The sequence below is a fragment of the Streptomyces sp. NPDC001220 genome (assembly GCF_053597895.1).
In genome coordinates this window covers 143446-162530 of record NZ_JBSFJE010000012.1, presented here as the reverse complement: position 1 = coordinate 162530, position 19085 = coordinate 143446, and the positions used below count along the sequence as shown (strand labels likewise).

Annotated in this window: 14 protein-coding genes and 1 pseudogene; 12 read left to right on the top strand and 3 right to left on the bottom strand. The window is 73.6% G+C overall.

The genetic code is table 11. The features are described from left to right. Positions 1-196 precede the first annotated feature (196 nt). Positions 197-1027, top strand: coding sequence for an alpha/beta fold hydrolase (locus ACWDGI_RS27775; RefSeq protein ID WP_450763455.1), 831 nt, complete (start codon positions 197-199; stop codon positions 1025-1027). Positions 1028-1627: 600 nt separating this feature from the next. Here ACWDGI_RS27775 and ACWDGI_RS27770 read toward each other — a convergent pair. Beyond that, positions 1628-1984 (bottom strand): annotated as a pseudogene (locus ACWDGI_RS27770) (EamA family transporter); the annotation flags it as partial. A 47-nt stretch (positions 1985-2031) separates the two neighbouring features. Between ACWDGI_RS27770 and pdxR the strand changes: the two are divergent. The 5 genes from pdxR to ACWDGI_RS27745 all read left to right on the top strand — a co-directional run bounded on the left by pdxR (position 2032) and on the right by ACWDGI_RS27745 (position 10990). Next, positions 2032-3462, top strand: a complete 1431-nt coding sequence (gene pdxR, locus ACWDGI_RS27765) for a MocR-like pyridoxine biosynthesis transcription factor PdxR (RefSeq protein WP_450763453.1) — start codon at positions 2032-2034, stop codon at positions 3460-3462. A 106-nt stretch (positions 3463-3568) separates the two neighbouring features. Further along, on the top strand, positions 3569-5149 hold the full coding sequence (locus ACWDGI_RS27760) for an alkaline phosphatase D family protein (RefSeq protein WP_450763451.1): 1581 nt from the start codon (positions 3569-3571) through the stop codon (positions 5147-5149). A 174-nt stretch (positions 5150-5323) separates the two neighbouring features. Then, complete coding sequence (locus tag ACWDGI_RS27755; RefSeq protein ID WP_450763449.1) at positions 5324-6733, top strand: SWIM zinc finger family protein; 1410 nt, start codon at positions 5324-5326, stop codon at positions 6731-6733. After that, on the top strand, positions 6730-9396 hold the full coding sequence (locus ACWDGI_RS27750) for a DUF7825 domain-containing protein (protein ID WP_450763448.1): 2667 nt from the start codon (positions 6730-6732) through the stop codon (positions 9394-9396). Before ACWDGI_RS27755 ends, ACWDGI_RS27750 begins: the two co-directional genes overlap by 4 nt. A gap of 181 nt (positions 9397-9577) precedes the next feature. Continuing rightward, complete coding sequence (locus ACWDGI_RS27745) at positions 9578-10990, top strand: GNAT family N-acetyltransferase (RefSeq protein WP_450763446.1); 1413 nt, start codon at positions 9578-9580, stop codon at positions 10988-10990. 98 nt (positions 10991-11088) lie between these two features. On the opposite strand, the gene ACWDGI_RS27740 is transcribed toward ACWDGI_RS27745, so the two are convergent. Further along, complete coding sequence (locus ACWDGI_RS27740; RefSeq protein WP_450763444.1) at positions 11089-12297, bottom strand: trans-sulfuration enzyme family protein; 1209 nt, start codon at positions 12295-12297, stop codon at positions 11089-11091. A 59-nt stretch (positions 12298-12356) separates the two neighbouring features. Between ACWDGI_RS27740 and ACWDGI_RS27735 the strand changes: the two genes are divergently transcribed. The 6 genes from ACWDGI_RS27735 (at position 12357) to ACWDGI_RS27710 (ending at position 18544) form a co-directional block, all read left to right on the top strand. Then, positions 12357-12848, top strand: coding sequence for an Lrp/AsnC family transcriptional regulator (locus ACWDGI_RS27735; protein WP_362561907.1), 492 nt, complete (start codon positions 12357-12359; stop codon positions 12846-12848). 33 nt (positions 12849-12881) lie between these two features. Beyond that, a complete protein-coding gene (locus ACWDGI_RS27730) occupies positions 12882-14570 on the top strand; it encodes a DUF885 domain-containing protein (RefSeq protein ID WP_450763441.1) in 1689 nt (562 codons plus the stop codon). Between the two features lie 283 nt (positions 14571-14853). Next, on the top strand, positions 14854-15525 hold the full coding sequence (locus ACWDGI_RS27725; protein ID WP_450763439.1) for a hypothetical protein: 672 nt from the start codon (positions 14854-14856) through the stop codon (positions 15523-15525). Between the two features lie 143 nt (positions 15526-15668). Continuing rightward, positions 15669-15896: a ferredoxin gene (locus ACWDGI_RS27720; RefSeq protein ID WP_450763766.1), complete on the top strand. Its 228-nt coding sequence runs from the start codon at positions 15669-15671 to the stop codon at positions 15894-15896. After that, the gene (locus tag ACWDGI_RS27715) at positions 15883-17277 is read left to right on the top strand and encodes an NAD(P)/FAD-dependent oxidoreductase (RefSeq protein ID WP_450763437.1); all 1395 of its coding nucleotides are present in this window, start codon (positions 15883-15885) and stop codon (positions 17275-17277) included. Before ACWDGI_RS27720 ends, ACWDGI_RS27715 begins: the two co-directional genes overlap by 14 nt. Positions 17278-17311: 34 nt before the next feature. Continuing rightward, the gene (locus ACWDGI_RS27710; RefSeq protein ID WP_450763435.1) at positions 17312-18544 is read left to right on the top strand and encodes a cytochrome P450; all 1233 of its coding nucleotides are present in this window, start codon (positions 17312-17314) and stop codon (positions 18542-18544) included. 7 nt (positions 18545-18551) lie between these two features. Here ACWDGI_RS27710 and ACWDGI_RS27705 read toward each other — a convergent pair whose 3' ends face one another. Beyond that, positions 18552-19067, bottom strand: coding sequence for an immunity 21 family protein (locus ACWDGI_RS27705; protein WP_450763433.1), 516 nt, complete (start codon positions 19065-19067; stop codon positions 18552-18554). Positions 19068-19085: the final 18 nt, after the last annotated feature.

Sequence of the window (19085 nt, the reverse complement as noted above, 5' to 3'; positions counted from 1 at the left end):
CCGCCCCGCGGGCCGCGGAACCGCGGCCGGCACTCCGGCGGCGCCCCCGCACCCGTCTCCAACCTGGAGCCGCCCAGGGCGTGTTGCGCAGGACCGTCCGCCGCGGCACGACACACCGCCCCGGGGACTACCCGCCAGTAGCAATTGCTGACAAGCTGTCTACCGCGTCAGCCGATGTCACAGACGAGGAGCCCCCATGTCCGCCACCGTCTCCGTCAGAGTCCCGGCCGCGCAGGGCCAGCAGGACGTGACCGTCTCCTACGCGCGCGTGGGCCGAGGCGAGCCGCTGGTCCTGATCCACGGCATAGGGCATCACCGGCAGGCCTGGGACCCGGTGGTGGACATCCTCGCGACCGAGCGGGACGTGATCGCCGTGGACCTGCCCGGCTTCGGCGCCTCCCCCGGCCTTCCGGCGGGCCTCGCCTACGACCTGCCCACGACCAACACCGTGCTCGCCGCCCTGTTCGAGGCGCTCGAGCTGGACCGGCCGCACGTGGCCGGCAACTCCCTCGGCGGGCTGCTGGCCCTGGAGCTGGGCCGCGAGAAGCTCGTACGGACCGTCACCGCCCTCTCCCCCGCCGGATTCTGGACGCAGGCCGAGCGGCGCTACGCCTTCGGTGTGCTCATCGCCATGCGGCGGATCGCGGAACGGCTGCCGCTCCCGCTGGTCGAGCGGCTGTCCCGGACGGCCGCCGGGCGGACGGCCCTGACCAGCACCATCTACGCCCGCCCGGCGCGCCGTTCACCCGAGGCCGTGGTCGCCGAGACGCTCGCGCTCGCGCGGGCCACCGGGTTCGCCGAGACCCTGCGGGCGGGCTCCGCCGTCCAGTTCACGGACGACGTGCCCGGCATCCCGGTCACCGTGGGCTGGGGCACCCGGGACATGTTGCTGGTGCGCCGTCAGGGGGTGCGGGCCAAGCAGATCATCCCCAAGGCCCGCCTGGTCCGGCTGCCCGGCTGCGGCCACTGCCCGATGAGCGACGACCCGGCCCTGGTCGCGCGGGTCATCCTGGACGGCAGCCGCTGAGCCTCGCCGGACGCGGGGTGCGGCGGCGGTCCCCGGCCGCCGGGTCGCACCGGACCTGGCCGCGGCGGCCGCCGCCCGCCGGCCGACGCGGGGCAGGGCTCCGGAGCCCAGGGCGACCCCCGCTCCCACCAGAAAGCCGCCGACGGCCTGGGCGGGGCCGTAGGCACCCGTTCCGACGAGCGGGGCGGTGGCGACGGCGGTGAGGGGGACCAGGCCCGTCAGGAGCGTCGCGCGCTCCGTGCCGATCCGCTGCACGCCCATGTACCAGCAGACGAAACCGACGACAGTGACGACCGCCGCCTGCCACAGCAGCGCGGCCGTCTCCGTGGCGTCGGGCCGGCGCAGCCACGTCCCGCCGTCGAGCACGACCCCGGCCACCGCCGCCTCGGCCGCGGCGACGGCGCACACCGTGGCGGTCAGCAGCCGTGGCCCGAGCGCGCGCAGCACCGGCCCCGCGAGCACCGCGAACCCGACCTCGCCGGCCAGCGCGCACACCGAGAAGGCGATCCCGCGCGCGTCGGTACGTCCCCAGCCCTGGACGGCGAACGCGCCGACGGCGACCAGCGACGCCCCCTGGAGGACCCGGCGTCGCGGCCCGCGCCCGTCGAGGAGCGGGACCAGGACCGCGACCACCACCGGAGCGCAGCCCACGAAGACACCGGGAACCGCCGGTTCCGCGGTGCGTTCGGCGGCGAGGATCACCAGATTGAAGCCGACCATCCCGACGGCGGCGAGCAGGGCCAGCCGCAGCCACGCGCGCGCCCCGAGCCCACGCAGCCGCTCCATGGCGCGCGGGCCGACGAAGGGCACGAGCAGCAGACAGGCCACCCCGTAGCGCAGGAACTGGCCGCCCGCGTAGGGGTAGTGGCCCAGCACGCTGTTGGCGGTGAAGGAGGCGCCGACGAGCGTGTAGGCGAACGCCGTCAGGAGGGCGCCGCGGGTGGTGGTCGCGTTCATGAGGACGACGCTAGGAACCTGGGCGGCCCGGATTAAGGTCCACTTCCATGACGTCATCGGGGACCAATCCGGGCGGCCTGCCGGGATCCGCCGCCTGGGAGCTGTTGCTGCCGGCCGCGTCGGCACCGGCACGCGCGCGTGGCCGTTTCCTCCAGGCGGCCCTGCGCGAGGCGATCCGTACCGGACGGCTCGCGCCCGGCACCCGGCTGCCGTCGAGCCGGGAGCTGGCCAAGGACCTCGGTGTGTCGCGCGGGCTGGTCACCGAGACGTACGAGCAGCTGACGGCGGAGGGCTATCTGCGCAGCGGACGGGGTGCGGGGACCTGGGTGGGCGGCGCGGTACGGGCGGCGTCGGCACGCGCGCGTGATCTGGCGCCGCGCTCGCCGCGGGTGCGGGTGGACTTCGTGCCGGGGTCACCGGATCTGGCGCTGTTCCCGCGCGCCGCCTGGGCCGCCGCGCAGCGCGAGGTGCTGGCGGAGCTCCCGCACCGCGACCTCGGCTACCCGGACCCGCGCGGGCTGCCCCGGCTGCGCTCCGCCCTCGCCGAACTGCTGGCCCGGCGCCGGGGCGTGGTCGCCGACCCGGAGCGGATCGTGGTCGTCTCCGGGGTGGCGCAGGCGACGACGCTGCTCGGATCCGTCCTGCACGCGCGCGGGATGCGCGAGATCGGTGTGGAGGACCCCGGCAGCCCCCAGCACGACGGCCTGTACAGGGCGGCCGGACTGCGTACCGTGCCACTGCCCCTGGACGCCGAGGGCCTGGCCCTGGACCCGCTCCGCGACTCGGGGGTAAGGGCGGCGATGACGACGCCCGCCCACCAGTACCCGACCGGGATCGCCTACTCCGCGGGGCGCCGGACCCGGCTGCTGGACTGGGCCCGTGCGGTGGACGGTCTGCTGCTGGAGGACGACTACGACGGCGACTTCCGCTACGACCGTGCCCCGGTCGGCGCGCTCCAGGGGCTCGACCCGGAACGCGTGGCGTACATGGGATCGGTCAGCAAGTCCCTCGCCCCCGGGCTGCGGCTGGGCTGGCTGCTGGTGCCGGAGTACTTGGCGTACGACGTCGTCGAGCGGAAGCGGACCATGGACCTGGGTCATCCCTCCCTCGACCAGGCGGTGTTCGCCCGGTTCCTGGAGCGCGGCGACTACGACCGGCAGCTGCGCCGCTGCCAGCGCGCCTACCGGGAACGCCGGGACGTCCTGGTGGCCGCGCTGGCCGAACACTTCCCGCACGCGCGCGTGTCGGGGATCGCGGCGGGGCTGCACGCGATCGCCGAGCTGCCCCGGTCCTGCGGGCCGGAGAGCCGTTTCGTGGCGCGGGTCGCGGCGGCCGGGGTCGCGGTGCGTCCGCTGGGCGCGTGCACGCACGCACCGGCCGACGACTCCGTCGTACGGCTGGTGCTGGGGTACGCGCAGCTGCCGCCGGCGCGGATCCGGGAAGGGGTGCGGGTGATGGCGGAGGCGCTCGACGGGTGACCTCGCGGGGCCGGTCGGTTGTTCACTTGCGGTTTCCGTGAGCGCTGCGGCGCACCAGTAGTTGTGGCTGTGCACAACTGGCCGGACCCCGTTCTGGAGGCCCTTCATGTCCCTTTCGTTCCCCGCCCGCCGCAGTGTGCTGCGCGGCTCCCTCGCCGCGTCGGCGGCCCTGACCCTGCCCACGGCGCTCGGTGCGGCCCCCGCGTTCGCGCGCTCCGGACGGCCCCGGGCGGACTGGGGTGTCCAGGCGGGCGACGTGACCGCCGACTCCGGCCTGGTGTGGGTCCGTTCGGACCGTCCGGCCCGGATGATCGTGGAGACCTCGGCCACCGAGTCGTTCCGCGACCCGCGCAGGTGGCGGGGCCCGCTGCTCGGCGCGGACAGCGACTTCGCCGGCACCACGCGGCTGCACGGGCTGCCGTCCGGTGAGCAGATCCACTACCGGGTGCTGCTCGCCGACCCCGACGACCCGCGCCGCACCGGCGAGCCGGTCACCGGTACCTTTCGTACCGCGTCCGCCCGCCGGCGCCACGGCGTGAAGTTCCTGTGGTCCGGTGACCTGGCCGGGCAGGGCTGGGGCATCAACGAGTCCATCGGCGGCTACCGCATCTTCGACGCGATGGCGAAGCTGGACCCGGACTTCTTCCTGTGCAGCGGTGACAACATCTACGCCGACGGCGTGATCTCGGCGACGCAGGCGCTGCCCGACGGCAGCCTGTACCGCAACGTCACGAGCGAGGCGAAGTCGCACGTCGCGGTCACCCTGGACGACTTCCGCGGCAACTTCCGCTACAACCTCCTGGACGAGGCGCTGCGCCGGTTCAACGCCCAGGTGCCGAACGTCATCCAGTGGGACGACCACGAGGTCCGCAACAACTGGTACCCGGGCGAGGTCATCGGCGCCGGCACCCCCTACCCGGCCGGCACCCGGCTCGACGACATGGCGGTGCGCTCCCGGCGGGCGTTCTCCGAGTACTTCCCCGTCTCCACGGTCAGCGGCCGCCCGGACGGCCGGATCTACCGCGTCCACCACCACGGCCCGCTCCTCGACGTCTTCGTCCTGGACATGCGGACCTACCGGAACGCGAACTCGCCCGACGACCAGACCACCGACCCGCAGGGCATCCTCGGCGCCGAGCAGCTGGAGTGGCTCAAGCGCGAGCTGTCCCGGTCGCGCGCGGTGTGGAAGGTCATCGCCGCGGACATGCCGCTCGGTCTGGTGGTGCCCGACCCGGTCGAGGGCCTGGCGAACTTCGAGGCCGTCGCCCAGGGCGACCCGGGCGCGCCGCTCGGCCGTGAGCTGCAGATCGCGGAGCTGCTGCGCTGCATCAAGCACCGCAGGATCACCGGCACGGTGTGGCTGACGGCCGACCTCCACCACACCTCGGCCCAGCACTACGACCCGTCGCGGGCCGCGTTCAAGGACTTCGCGCCGTTCTGGGAGTTCGTCTCGGGACCGCTCAACGCCGGCGCCTTCCCGGCCAGCGCGCTGGACGGCACGTTCGGACCCGACCGGGTGTTCGTCAAGGCACCGACCGCCTCGAACGTGTCGCCCGCGGAGGGCTACCAGTTCTTCGGCGAGGTCGACATCGACGGCGACAGCGGTGAGCTGACGGTCCGTCTGCGCGAGTACGACGGCACGGTGCTGTTCACCCAGACCCTGCAGCCGGGCCGGGTCGGCCAGTAACTCCCGTACGCTTTTAACAGGGCCGCGCACCGGCGTCATCCCCCGGTGCGCGGCCCTGTCCCACGTCCGGCACGGATCCCGCCCCCCACCCGGCACGACGCCCGAACTCCCCCGTCGGCAGGGCGTTTTCGCAGGTCAGGGCCGATTGTCAGTGGTCGCCTCTACGGTTTTTCCATGACGCGATCTTCACAGGCCGTGGCCTATCGCCAACCCTCCGTGCTGCGCTCCGCGGCCGACGGACGCCAGCTCGGGCTGGAGACCTCCCGGGGTGCGACGCCCACCGGGATCGAGGACCATCCGCGGTTCTTCGCGGGCTTCCTGACCTCGCCTCAGGTGGCCGCCGCCGGGCTGCTCGCGGTGGCCGACGTGGCGGCCGCGCGGTACCACCAGCCGCTGCTGCGCGCCTCGCTCGACCCGGTGGTGACGGGCAACGGCGACCGGCTGCGCTTCGAGTCCTTCTCCGGCTGCGGCGGGGTGTACGCCCGGCTGGACGTGCTCGGACCGGGCCTGGACGGCGGCGAGGTGGGCCACGGCACGACGAACGTCGACGTCAACAACCCGCTGCGGGAGGCCCTTTCCCGGCTCGGCACCGACGATCCGCTCCATCTGCGCGTCGGTCCGGAGGAGTTGGCGGTCACCACGCTCGACGGGCCCGTGGTGGAGAAGAAGGTCCCGCTGCCGGACCGCTGGCTGCGCGGCTTCGCGGAGGCGCAGGTCATGGCGGCCGGGTTCGATCTGCGGGCGGAGCTGCCGGCGGACGAGGCGGTGCGGTTCCTGCGCTCGCTCCCCCGCGGCGGCACGGCCCGCCGGGGCTCTGCCGGGCCCCGGTGGGTGGTGCCCGCGGGCCGGGGGCTGCGCCCGACGACCCGCCCGGTGCCTGGCGCGGTGTGTCTGCCGGGACCGGAGCGGCTGGCCGCGCTCCAGCGGGTGCTGCGCCATGCGACGGCGCTGCGGGTCTACGGTCCGCAGGGCGCCCTCCCGGTCTCCGGTACGGCCGCCGCCTGGGAGGTCGTGCTGCCGGGCATGCGGCTGACGCTGACCCTGTCGCCCGACGCGGCCCGCGGGTTCTCCGGCGAGGGCGGCGTGCTGGACGCGCTCACCACCGACGCGGCCGCCGAGGACGCGGAGCTGATCGCGGTGCTGCTGGCCTGGGAGCCCCGGGTCGACGTCGCCGACCTGGCCGCCTCCGCCGGGCTCACCCCGGAGCGGGTCCGCGCGGCCCTGATCCGCCTCGGTACCTCGGGACGCGTCGGTTACGACACGGCTGAGGCCGCCTACTTCCACCGTGAACTGCCGTACGACGCGGGCCGCGTCGAGCGGCACAACCCCCGGCTGCGCTCGGCGCGGGCGCTGGTGGCCGCGGGCGCGGTGACCGTGGACGGCACGGTCGGCACGGTGACGGCCGAGGACGGTCATGTGCACCGGGTGCGCGATGCGGCGGGGGTGTTGAGCTGCAGTTGTCTGTGGTGGGCGAAGTACCGGGGCGGGCGCGGGCCGTGCAAGCACGCGCTGGCGGTGCGGATGGTGCGGCGCGGTGGAGCGATGGGGCAGGACATGGCGGAGATCGGCGGGGGTACGCGATGAGTGCGGTGCTGGAAGCGGTGCGGATGGGGCGCGCGGGCGAGACCGAGCTCCTGCTGAGGGGCATGCCGGACACCGAACGGCGGTCGCTGCTGCCGGAGTTGAAGAGGCTGCGCAAGGAGGTGCGGGCACTGCCGTGGGAGCAGCGGAACGGGCTTGAGCGCATGTATCCGGCGCTGCAGGTGGCCGGGGCGATGTGCCACTCGGGGGCCGCGGCGGCCGCGACCTGGATCGCCGGGGCGGACATGCGCTGGCGGCAGGCGCCGGCGGAGACGCTGTTGCGGGCGCTGGCCGGCCGGGACACCGGCTGGCAGGCCGATGTGGCCCGGCGCCTCGCCGGCCGGCCGGTCTCCGCGGACGTGCCCTTCCCGTTGATGGCCGGGCTGGTGCGCCGCTCGGGATGCGAGGTCCCGGTGACGGACGCCTATGTGGTCGGCTGGGTCCGGCACATCGGTCACGGCTGGGGCCGCGTGCCCCTGATCGACCGGCTGCGGGCCGAGCAGGACCTGGCGCCGCTGGTGAACGGCCTGTTCGAGTTCTCCGAGGTGAGCGAGGTGCGCTGGCTGTTCGGTGACGGTCCCGGTTCCTGGCAGAGCGCGATCGCGGAGCTGACCCGGACGGGCGAACTGGACCGCGGGGCCGTGGCCGACGCCTGTGTCGCGCGTCTGCTGCGCGGCGGCGGCCCGACCGACCACCGGATCTTCCTGCCGCTACTGGTCGGGCTCGCTCTCACCCGGGAGGAGGAGCGGGCCCGCGTCGCCGACTGGACGGCCCTCGCCCGCGACGCCGTCTCCCCCGTCGCCGCCCACGCCCAAGCGGTCCTCGCCGCCCTGGCACTCGACGGCGAACTGTCCGCACGGCAGTTGGCGGAGGCCTCCGAAGGGCTGTTGTTCCGCACCGAGAAGAAGCTGGTGCGCGCCCAGCTGGTGCTGCTCGGCAAGGTGCTCGCCGGTGAGCCGGCCTCGGTGGCGGAGCTGCTGCCGGCCGTGGCCCAGGCGTTCGGGCACGAGGACACCCAGGTGCAGGAGCGCGCGCTGAAGCTGGTGGAGCGGCACGCGAGGAGGCTCGACGACCCGGCGGTCCGGTCCGGCATCGCCGGGGCGGCCGAGCAGCTGAGTCCCGTCCTGCGGACCCGGGCGGGCGATGCCCTGGGGATCCCGGCGGCACCGGCGGCCGAGGGGTACGCGGAGATGCTGCCGCCGGCTCCGGAGCCGTTCCGGCCGGCACCGGCGCCGGAGTCCGCCGTGGAGCTCGCCGAGGAGGTCGGCGCCCTGCTGGCGTCCGACGGGGACGTGGCGGCGTTCGAGCGGGTACTGGACGGCCTGGCCCGCCACGCCCACCGCGACCGGGACGCGCTGCGGGAGGCGCTCGAACCGGTGGCCGCCACCCGCTGGTGGAAGCAGCCCGACGCACGCCGCTGGTGGCACACCGACGAGTACTTCGGCAACACCCGCTACGGCCTCCTGGGTGCCCAGGACGGCCTGGAGCTGCTGCTGGCCACGCTGTTCGGGGCCGTCGGCACGGACACCCTGTTCGCCGCCCAGCAGCGCGGCCCGGCCGATCACGAGTGCGCGCACACCGGGTTCTCCCGGGTGTTCGACGTCCGGCTGCGCGAACTGGCCTACCGGATAAGGACGGACCCGCAGCCGCTGCTGCTGGCCACACCGTCGTGGAGCACCGGGCTGCTGGAACCGGGCGAGCTGGTCGACCGCCTCGCGGTCTACGGTCGGCTGGGTGCCCGGGTCGGTGCCGCCGACTTCGCGCAGGCGCTGCTGCGGGTGCGCCGCGAGGACCGGGCGGCGGCCCTGGCGGCGGCCGAGCGGGCGACGGCGCTCGGCACACCGGAGGGCCGGCGGCTGGCACACCGGCTGTCCACCGGGGGACCCGCTCTGCCCACGTCCCAGCGCCGGACCTCGGGGGCGCGGATCCTGGTCGAGTCGGGTGAGGTCCTCGAACTCCAGGCGGACTTCCCCGAGGCGTTCCGGCGGCTGGGCCGGCCGGTCACGGCCGGCGAGGAGCGACGGTACTGCCACCACTGGGGCCAGGAGAAGCACCGGCACTGGCTGGCCACGCTCCCGGAACAGCGCGAGCTGGTCGCCGTGCGGCTGGTGCACGATCTGTCCCAGGCCGCCGTGGACGACCAGCGGGGCATGGCCGCCGCTCTTCCGCTGCTCGCCGAGTCCGGCGGCGCCGCCGGCGAGGGCACCCATCTGTGTGTCGCCTATGGGCTGGGCGCCCGGCATCCGGAGGACCGGCTCGCCGCGGTGGACGCGCTGCTGGTGCTCGCCGCCCGTGGGCAGCTCGACGCGGAGCGGCTGGGCGCCGACCTTGGCCAGCTGGTCCGGCGTGGCGCGGTGAAGCCGTCGCGGCTGGCCGAGTCGGCCCGGACGGCGGCGGCCACCGGGGCCAACACGACGATATGGGAGATGCTCCGGCACACCCTTCCCGTGCTGCTCGCCGACCTCGCGACGGCGGGGGCGGGCACACCGGGTCCGGTCCGTGGGCTCGGGGAGCTGCTCTCGGTCGCGGCCGAGTGCGCCGAGCGGTCCGGGGCCCGTGGTGCGTTGCCGCACCTGTCACAGACGGCGGCCCGGCGTGGCTCGTCCCGTCTGGTGGTGCAGGCCCGTCGGCTGCGGGACGCGCTGGGTGTGGAGGTGGCCGCTTGACCGGGGGCCAGAACCAGTCATTTCCGAGACCTCGGCAATGGTAAAAACCATCACAAAATCAACGTAAGCACACTTTACCCGTCGGTCACAGCGCGTTCGTGATCACGCAACACCCTTCCTTCACAGTGGATGCATGAATCGAGACATGTCTGATGTGAGGCGCACGCGAAACGGACGTCCCGTGCACCACTGGCGACGGGACGTCGTCGAACTCGCCGCCCTGTTCACGGCCGTCGCCGTGGCGGACGCGGTGGCGAACCTGATCGGGCACGGGCCCGACGGCCCGGCACTGCTGGTGATCTCGGCCCTGGTGCTGGCGGCGACGGCCGGCTTCCACGTGTGGTGGGCCAGGCGCCCAGGTCACGCACCTCCGGTGACCGATACCGATACCGGCGCCCGGCCGGCCGTCACCGAGACGCGGCAGGCCGGGCCCGGTCCGAAGGCCCCGGCGGCCGATGGCGCGCACAGCACACTGTGGCGGCTGCGCACGACCGTGCGGGACGAGCCCGGTTCGCTGGCCGCGCTGTGCACCGCGCTCGCCGGGCACACGGTCGACATCCTGAACCTGCAGACGCATCCGCTGGCCGACGGCACGGTCGACGAGTTCCTGCTGCGGGCCCCGGGCCTGCTGACGGCCGGTGAGATCACCCGGGCGGTCGCGCTGGCCGGGGGCAGGGAGACCTGGATCGAGCGGGCCGACGCGCACGATCTGGTGGACGCCCCGACCCGGGTGCTCGGCCTGGCGACCCGAACCGCGCTGGACGCGGCGGAACTTCCGCTGGCCCTCCGGCAGTTGTTGGGGAGGTGCACGATCCGCTCGCTCCCCGCCCATCCGGTCGGCGGGGCCCGGAGCCCCGAGACGGTTCCCGTCGAAGGGGTGCTGGAGGACACCGTGATGCGGCTGCGCGCACCGGAGGGTGGAGTGATCACCGTGGAGCGGCCGTATCTGCCGTTCACGCCGACCGAGTTCGCGCGGGCGCGCGCGTTGGTGGAACTGGACGCCCGGCTCGGGCCGCGTATCCCGCGCAGTCAGGACGTGCTCACCCTGTCCGAGGGCAGGGAGATCACCGTACGCCGGGCCGACACCGGTGACGTGGAGGCCGCGAAGGCCATGCACGAGCGCTGCTCGGCACGGACCCTCGGGCTGCGCTATCACGGCCCGGTCGGGGACGCGGACCGCTATCTGAACCACCTGCTCAGCCCCCGCTTCGGCCGGACGCTGGCCGTGCAGACCGCGTCGGGCCGGATCGTCGCGCTCGGGCACCTGCTGTGGGACGGGGACGAGACGGAGGTCGCGCTGCTCGTCGAGGACGACTGGCAGCGGCGTGGAATCGGCAGCGAGTTGCTGGGCCGGCTGGTGGGCATGGCCGTCGAGGCGGGCTGCGAGAGCGTGTACGCGGTGACGCAGGCGTCCAACACCGGGATGGTGGCGGCGATGCGGGGGCTGGAGTTGCCGTTGGACTATCAGATCGAGGAGGGGACGCTGGTCATCACGGCCCGGCTGGCGGCGGTCCCGGCGGAGCCGGGGGACGCCGTGCCTGCCGTGGGGTGGCTTTCCGGTCCGGGCGAGGCTGGGAAGGCCGAAGCGCCGTAGGGCTCAGGGCCGTCGCACGGCTGCGGGTGCGTGGGGGCTGGTCGCGCCCGCGCGGCGGAGCCGCACATCGCTACGGCCCGGCGCCCCTTTCGGGGCGCTCAGCTGTCCCCCAGTGCCCAGTCCAGGTCGGACCAGAGATCGTCGACGTCCTCCAGGCCCACCGACAGCCGCAGCAGTCGGTCGCTCACCCCGGCGCCCCGGCGGTCCTCGGCGTCGACGACGCGGTGGCTGATGGAGGCCGGGTGCTGGATGAGGGTGTCGACGCTGCCGAGGCTGACGGCCGGGGTGACCAGCCGTACCCGGGAGACGACCTCGTGCGGGTCGCCGTGCACCTCGAAGGCGATCATCGCGCCGCCCAGGCGCGGGTAGTGAGTGCGGGCGATGCGCGGGTCGGCGGTGAGACGGCGGGCGAGTTCGGCGGCGGTGGCGGAGGCGGCCCGGACCCGGACCGGCAGGGTCGACAGGCCCCGCAGCAGCAGGTAGCCGGCCAGCGGGTGCAGGACGCCCCCGGTCGCGAAACGTATTTTCCTGAGCTGCCCGGCGAACTCCTCGTCGCAGGCGACCACCCCGGCCAGCACGTCGCCGTGGCCGCCGAGGTACTTGGTGGCGCTGTGCAGCACCAGCCGGGCGCCGTGTTCGGCGGGCCGCTGGAGGACGGGGGTGGCGAAGGTGTTGTCGGCGAGCAACGGGACCGTGCCGCAGGCGTGGGCGACGGCGCGCAGATCGAGTTCGGCGAGGGTCGGGTTGGCCGGGGACTCGACCAGGACCAGGCCGGTGTCGGGGCGCAGCGCGTCGGTGATGCCGGCCGGGTCGGTCCAGGTGACCTCGGTGCCGAGGAGACCCGCGGTGAGGAGGTGGTCGCTGCACCCGTACAGGGGGCGTACGGCGACGACATGGCGCAGGCCGGTCGCCGCGCGGGCGAGCAGCACGGCGCTCAGGGCGGCCATGCCGCTGGCGAAGGCGACGGCCGACTCGGTGCCCTCCAGACGGGCCAGGGCGGTCTCGAAGCGGGCGACCGTCGGATTGCCGAGCCGCCCGTAGACCGGCGGTCCGGTCGGGTCCGCGCCGTCGGTGGCGAAGGCGTCGATGCGGGCGGCCTCGGCGCGGCTGTCGTAGGACGGGTAGGTGGTGGACAGGTCGATCGGCGGGGCGTGCAGGCCCTGCCGGGCGAGGTCGTCGCGGCCGGCGTGCACGGCCTCGGTGGCCAGGGCGCGCGAGGCGCCGGGCAGTCGCGTCGCGCCGGCGCGGAGGTTCACCGAGTCGTCGTAGGTGCTCACTGAGTCGTCGTAGGTGCTCGTCGAGTCCATGCCCGAAGGGTGAACATCGAGCGGGGTACGGGAAGCGAACACCGTGTTACGTTCGCCGTATGGCCGAATCTGTCGTACTGGATCCGGTCGATCTGCATCTGCTTCGGCTGCTGCAGAACGACGCCCGGACCACCTACCGCGATCTCGCCGCCCGGGTGGGCGTGGCGCCGTCGACCTGTCTGGACCGGGTGACCCGGCTGCGGCGCTCCGGAGTGATCCTCGGGCATCGGCTGGAGCTCGATCCGGCCAAGCTCGGGCGTGGTCTGGAGGCGTTGCTCTCGGTGCAGGTGAGGCCGCACCGGCGGGAGTTGGTGGGGCCGTTCGTGGAGCGGATCAGGGCGCTGCCGGAATCGCGGACGGTGTTCCATCTGACCGGTCCCGACGACTACCTCGTGCATGTGGCGGTGGCCGACATGACGGACCTGCAGCGGCTGGTGCTGGACGAGTTCACGTCCCAGCGCGAAGTGGCCCGGGTGGAGACCCGGTTGATCTTCCAGCAGTGGGAGTGCGGACCGCTGCTCCCGCCTACGCCGTCAGCTCAATCCCAGTGACGTGCGGCGGCCCGCCGTACGAGGATGGACCGCATGTCACAGACCAACAGCCCGCTGCCCCGCCAGGTCGCCGACACCTTCGTCGACGAGCTCATCGCCCTCGATCCGATCACCGGTACGTTCCTCGGCGTCAAAGAGAGTTCGAGCCGTCTGCCGGACACCTCGCCGGCCGGCGCCGAGGCGCTCGCCCGGCTCCAGCGTGACACGCTCGCCAAGCTCGACGAGGCCGAACGGCAGCCCGGCGCGGACAGTGACATCGAGCGTCGCTGCGCGCGTCTGCTGCGCGAGCGGCTCACCGCCTCCCTCGCCGTGCACGAGGCGGACGAGAGTCTGCGTTCCGTGAGCAACCTGAGCTCGGCCGCGCACGCGGTGCGTCAGGTGTTCACCGTGACGCCTACGGCCACCGAGGCGGACTGGGCGGCCATCGCCGAGCGGCTGCGCGCCGTGCCGGCCGCGCTGGAGGGCTACCGGCAGTCCCTGGAACTCGGTCTGGAGCGGAAGCTGCACGCGGGGCCGCGCGCCACCGCCACCTTCGTCGGACAGCTCGGCGAATGGACCGACGCGGGTGACGGCCGGGGCTGGTTCGAGCAGTTCGCCGCCTCCGGGCCCGAGGCGCTGCGCGCCGAGCTGGAGGAGGCCGCCCGCGCCGCCACCCAGGGTGTCGCGGCGCTGCGCGCGTGGATGCGGGACGTGTACGCACCGGCCGTCGAGGGTGCCCCGGACGTGGTGGGCCGCGAGCGTTACGCCCGCTGGGTCCGCTACTACAACGGCACCGACCTCGACCTGGACGAGGCGTACGCGTACGGCTGGGCCGAGTACCACCGGCTGCTCGGCGAGATGCGGACCGAGGCCGAGAAGATCCTGCCCGGCGCGGCCACGCCGTGGGTGGCGCTGGCGCACCTGGACGAGCACGGCAGCCACATCGAGGGCGTCGACGAGGTCCAGCGCTGGCTGCAGTCCGTGATGGACGAGGCCATCGAGGAGCTGGACGGCACCCACTTCGACCTGGCCGAGCGGGTCCGCCGCGTCGAGTCCCGGATCGCTCCCCCCGGCAGCGCGGCGGCGCCGTACTACACCCCGCCGTCGGACGACTTCTCGCGCCCGGGCTGCACCTGGCTGCCGACCATGGGCCAGACCCGGTTCCCGGTCTACGACCTGGTCTCGACCTGGTACCACGAGGGTGTGCCCGGCCACCACCTCCAGCTGGCGCAGTGGAAGCACATCGCCGACAACCTCTCCCGCTACCAGGCCAGCGTGGGCATGGTCAGCGCCAACGCCGAGGGCTGGGCGCTGTATGCGGAGCGGCTGATGGACGAGCTGGGCTTCCTCACCGACCCGGAGCGCCGGCTCGGTTACCTGGACGCGCAGATGATGCGCGCCGCGCGGGTCATCATCGACATCGGCATGCACCTGGAGCTGACGATCCCGGACGACTCCCCCTTCCACCCCGGGGAGCGCTGGACGCCGGAGCTGGCGCAGGAGTTCTTCGGCGCGCACAGCAGCCGGCCGGCGGACTTCGTGGAGAGCGAGCTGACCCGCTATCTGTCCATGCCGGGACAGGCCATCGGCTACAAGCTGGGCGAGCGGGCCTGGCTGCTGGGCCGGGAGCAGGCCCGTGAGCGGCGTGGCGAGGCCTTCGACCTCAAGGCCTGGCACATGGCGGCCCTGTCCCAGGGGTCACTGGGTCTGGACGACCTGGTGGACGAACTGTCGCAGCTCTGACGGCTGGTCCGCGGCGGTGGCCGCCGCGGAGCCGACGACCTGCCCGGTGACCCGGCGTGCCTCGTGCGACGAGCCGCGCCGAGTCGTCGGGGCCGGCCCCGGTGTCCGGCCGGGAACCGTGCGGCCACGGCCGCGCCGGACTCGCCGGGCCCGCGCCCGGACAGCGCGCGGCGGACGGCGGCCGAGGTGGCGCCGTCTGCCGTTCGGGTGTGCTCCGGTGGCGGTGGACGGGCGCAGGCGGCTTGCTGGTGCGGGGGGCCGTCGCACAGGAAGCGAGCCGCGCATGCAGACCTCCACGCCCCGGGGGCAGTCGCTGGAGGCCCCCCGTGCCGCCGGTGTGGCCGGCATCGTCTTCGCTCTGCTGCTGGCCGCCGCGATCGTGCTGATCCGGCTGGGTGTCCCGCAGGGCGCGGACGCGGTCGACGCCCAGGCGCCGGACCCCGCTCAGCGCAGCGCCGTCCACGCGGCCCTCCTGCTGGTGCCGTTCGCCGGCATCCTCTTCCTCTGGTTCGCCGGCGCGGTGCGCGCCCATGTCGGCGACAGCGAGGACCGGTTCATCGCCACCGTGTTCCTCGGCAGCGGGCTGGTCTTCACGGCCACGATGTTCGGCGCCGCCGCGGCGGCCGCGGCCGTGCTGGACACCGCGCACCCGGCGGGTACCTCGCCCTCCCGGCCCACCTGGGACTTCGGCCAGCACTTCGCGTACACGCTGATGACCGGCTACGCGATGCGGATGGCGGCCGTCTTCGTCTGTTCCACCTCGGTGATCGGGCACCGACTGGGCATCCTGCCGCGCTGGCTCACGGTGCTGGGTTTCCTCTGCACCCTGGTCCTGCTGTTCGTGTCGTCGGTCGTGCCGTGGGCGGAGCTGGTGTTCCCGGCCTGGTCGCTGCTGCTCAGCTCCTACATCGTCGTGGCGGGTTTCCGGCGTTCCGCCCCGGCCCCGGCGTCCTGAGGACTCACCCGATCGGAAGCCCCGGCGCGCGGTGGCACACGCGGGCGCCCATGCTGACGTGCGGGGAGTTCTCCGCGGTCCGAGACTGAAGCCACGGACTGGCGGTACGCACGACACCTGGCCACCGGAAGGGCGGAGCCATGATGCGCCTTGTCGTCGATCTCAACAGATGTCAGGGATACGCGCAGTGCGCGTTCCTCGCCCCTGACGTCTTCGCCATGCACGGCGAGGAATCGCTCGTCTACAGCCCACACGCCGAGGAGGAGCAGCGGGAGCGGCTGGCCCGTGCCGTCGCCGCCTGCCCGGTGCAGGCGATCACCGCCGACGGCCTGGACGGGGCCGTGGGAGGGACGTCCGATGGCGCCCGCTGACCATCTCGACTGGCTCCGGCGCGAGGGCCGGATCGTGATCGTGGGTGCCTCGCTGGCCGGGCTTCGTGGCGCCGAGACGCTGCGCGCCGAGGGCTTCACCGGGGAACTCACCATGATCGGCGACGAGCCCTACGAGCCGTACGACCGGCCGCCGCTGTCCAAGGGGGTGCTGCTCGGCAAGGCGTCCCCGAACCACACCGAACTGCCCCGCCGCCGGGAGATCGACGCGAAGTGGCGGCTGGGGGTCGCGGCGACCGGTCTCGACATCGAGGCCAGGCGGGTCCGGCTGGCCGACGGCGACGAGGTCGAGTACGACCGTCTGCTGATCGCGACCGGGGTGAGCGCCCGGCCCTGGCCCAGGGAGGACGAGGCCCGGCTGGACGGCGTGTTCACCCTGCGCACCCGGGACGACGCGGCCGCGCTGCTGCGGCGGCTGAAGGCCCGCCCGCGCCGGGTGTTCGTGATCGGCGCCGGGTTCACCGGTTCGGAGATCGCCTCGGCCTGCCGGGAGCACGGGATCGAGGTCACCGTGGCGGAACGCGCGGGCGCGCCGCTGGTGGGCGCCCTGGGCGGGGTGATCGGCGCGGTCGCGGCCGACATGCACCGCGAGAACGGGGTGGACCTGCGCACCGGGGTCATGGTCACCGCGCTGGAGGGCGACTCGGCCGGCCGGGTGCGCGCCGTCCATCTGTCCGACGAGAGCGTCGTCGAGGCGGACGTCGTGATCGTGTCGCTCGGCGCGATCCGCAACACCGGCTGGCTCACCGGATCCGGTCTCGGCGCGGGCCCCCGGGGCATCGCCTGCGACGCGGGCTGCCGTGCCTTCGACTTCCGGGGCATCGTCACCGACGACATCTTCGTCGCCGGCGATGTCGCCCGGTCCCCGCACGCCCTGTTCGGCTATCAGTTCCTCTCCCTGGAGCACTGGGGCAACGCGGTCGCGCAGGCCGAGATCGCCGCGCACAACATGATCAGCCCGAGCGCGGAGCGCAGGCCGCATCTGTGGGTGCCGGCGTTCTGGTCGTCCCAGTTCGGGGTGAACATCAAGTCCGTCGGGGTGCCGCCGATGGGCGAGCAGATCATGATCACGCAGGGCTCGCTGGCCGAACGCCGGTTCGTCGGGGTGTACGGCTACAAGGGCCGGACGATCGCCGCGGTGAGCTTCGACAACACCCGGTGGCTGGAGTTCTACCAGCGGCAGATCGAGAAGGGCGCGCCGTTCCCGGTGGAGTTCCCGACGGTGGACCGCCGTCCCGAGGGCCGGGCGCCGGTCGACGCCGACTTCCCGGACCCCGCGCTGCCCACGCACGGTCCCATGGTGACCCTCAGCGGCTACTCGCCGACCGACCAGCAGCTGGTCTTCCACCCCGCCCGCCACTGACCGTGCCCCGGCCCCGACGTTCGAAGGACCTGTCATGACGACGCAGACCTCGTTGTTGCGCCAGATCACCGACTTCGCGAACCGCGCCAACCCGTACCCGGTGTACGAGGAACTCCGCAAGACGCCGGTGCTGCACGAGGAGGACGACGGTCCCTACCTCATCAGCTCCTACCACGACATCGAGGCCCTGCTGCACGATCCGCGGGTCAGCTCCGACGAGTCCAACGTGACCGCCGGCGGCCACGACGACCTGTCCGGTCCGGAGGCGACGGGACTGCCGCCGAGCTTCATCCGGCTGGACCCGCCGGAGCACGACCGGCTGCGCAGGATCGCCAACAGCTCCTTCGGGCCACCGCACCGGCCGCGCCGGATCGACGACATGCGGGGCCAGCTGGAGGAGATCATCACCGGTCTCGTCGACGGCCTCGGGGACGCCCGGGAGTTCGACCTCGTCGACCAGGTCGCGTACCCCTTCCCGGTCACCGCGATCTGCCGGCTGCTCGGTGTGCCGCGCGAGGACGAGCCCCGTTTCCGGGCCTGGGTCGACCCGATCGTCGCCGGCCTGGATCCCGACAGCCGTACGGCGGCCGACTCCCAGCGCACCGCGCAGGAGGCCCGGCTGCAGCTCGGCATGTACCTGAACGGGCTGGTGGAGCAGCGCGCCAAGGAACCCCGCGACGACATGCTGTCCGACCTGGTGCACAGCAGTGGTCCGGACGGCTCGATGACGACCATGGAGGTACTGAGCACCGCGGTGCTGCTGCTCATCGCCGGCCATGAGACGACCGTCAACCTGATCACCAACGGCATGCTCACGCTGCTGCGGCACCCGGAGGTCCTGGAGCGGCTGCGCCACGACCCGGGCCTGTCGGTGCGGATCGTGGAGGAACTGCTGCGTTACGAGCCGCCGGTGCAGCTCGTGCCGCAGCGCACCTGCATCGCCGACATCGAGGTGCGCGGGGTGACCATCCCCAAGGGTTCGCGCATCTGGCTGGTCCTGGCCGCGGGCAACCGGGACCCGGAGCGGTTCCCGGACCCCGACCGGTTCGACCCGGACCGCCAGGACATCCAGCACCTCGGGTTCGGCAGCGGCATCCACAGTTGTTTCGGCGCTCCGCTGGCCCGTATCGAAGCTCAGCTCGCGCTCGCCCAGCTGGCCCGCCGGCTCGACAACCCGCGACTGGTCGAGGACCCGCCGCCCTACCGGCCGAACGCGGTGCTGCGCGGTCCGCGCCACCTCAACATCGCCATCGACGGGCTCAGGTGACGGACGGTCAGTTGTCGACCTTGCGCAACCGCACCAGGCCCAGCCAGGTTTCCGGGCCGGGCCTGGTGTAGGCGGCGTGCACCTCGTAGGTGCCGGGCTCCAGCGGGACCCGCAGATGGTCCCCGCCCGCCGCCTCGCCGCCCGGCCAGGCGGAGTCGAACAGGACGACGGGGCCCGGCACCTGCCAGCGGATCTCGTTCTCCCACACCGCGCTGTCGAGTGCGGCGGGGACCTGGGCCAGCAGCTCGTCCTCGGAGTTGGCGGCGGACCAGCGTATGAACGTGCCGTGGTCCGGCAGGAAGGACGTCGAGGCGGGTTCGTCGCCGAGGACCAGGGCCGCGCTGTCCCCGACCGGGAGCAGTCCGACGTAGCCGTCGACCTCGCAGGCGCGGTCGTAGTCGGTGGCCAGTTCCTCGCTGTCGGCTCCGGCCCAGAACGGCAGGACCGTCTCCGGGACCGCCACGAGCGGGCCGCCGCCCGACTCCACCCACTCCACCGCGCCTGGATCCGCATAACGAGTCATGGGGGTGAACCTACACGT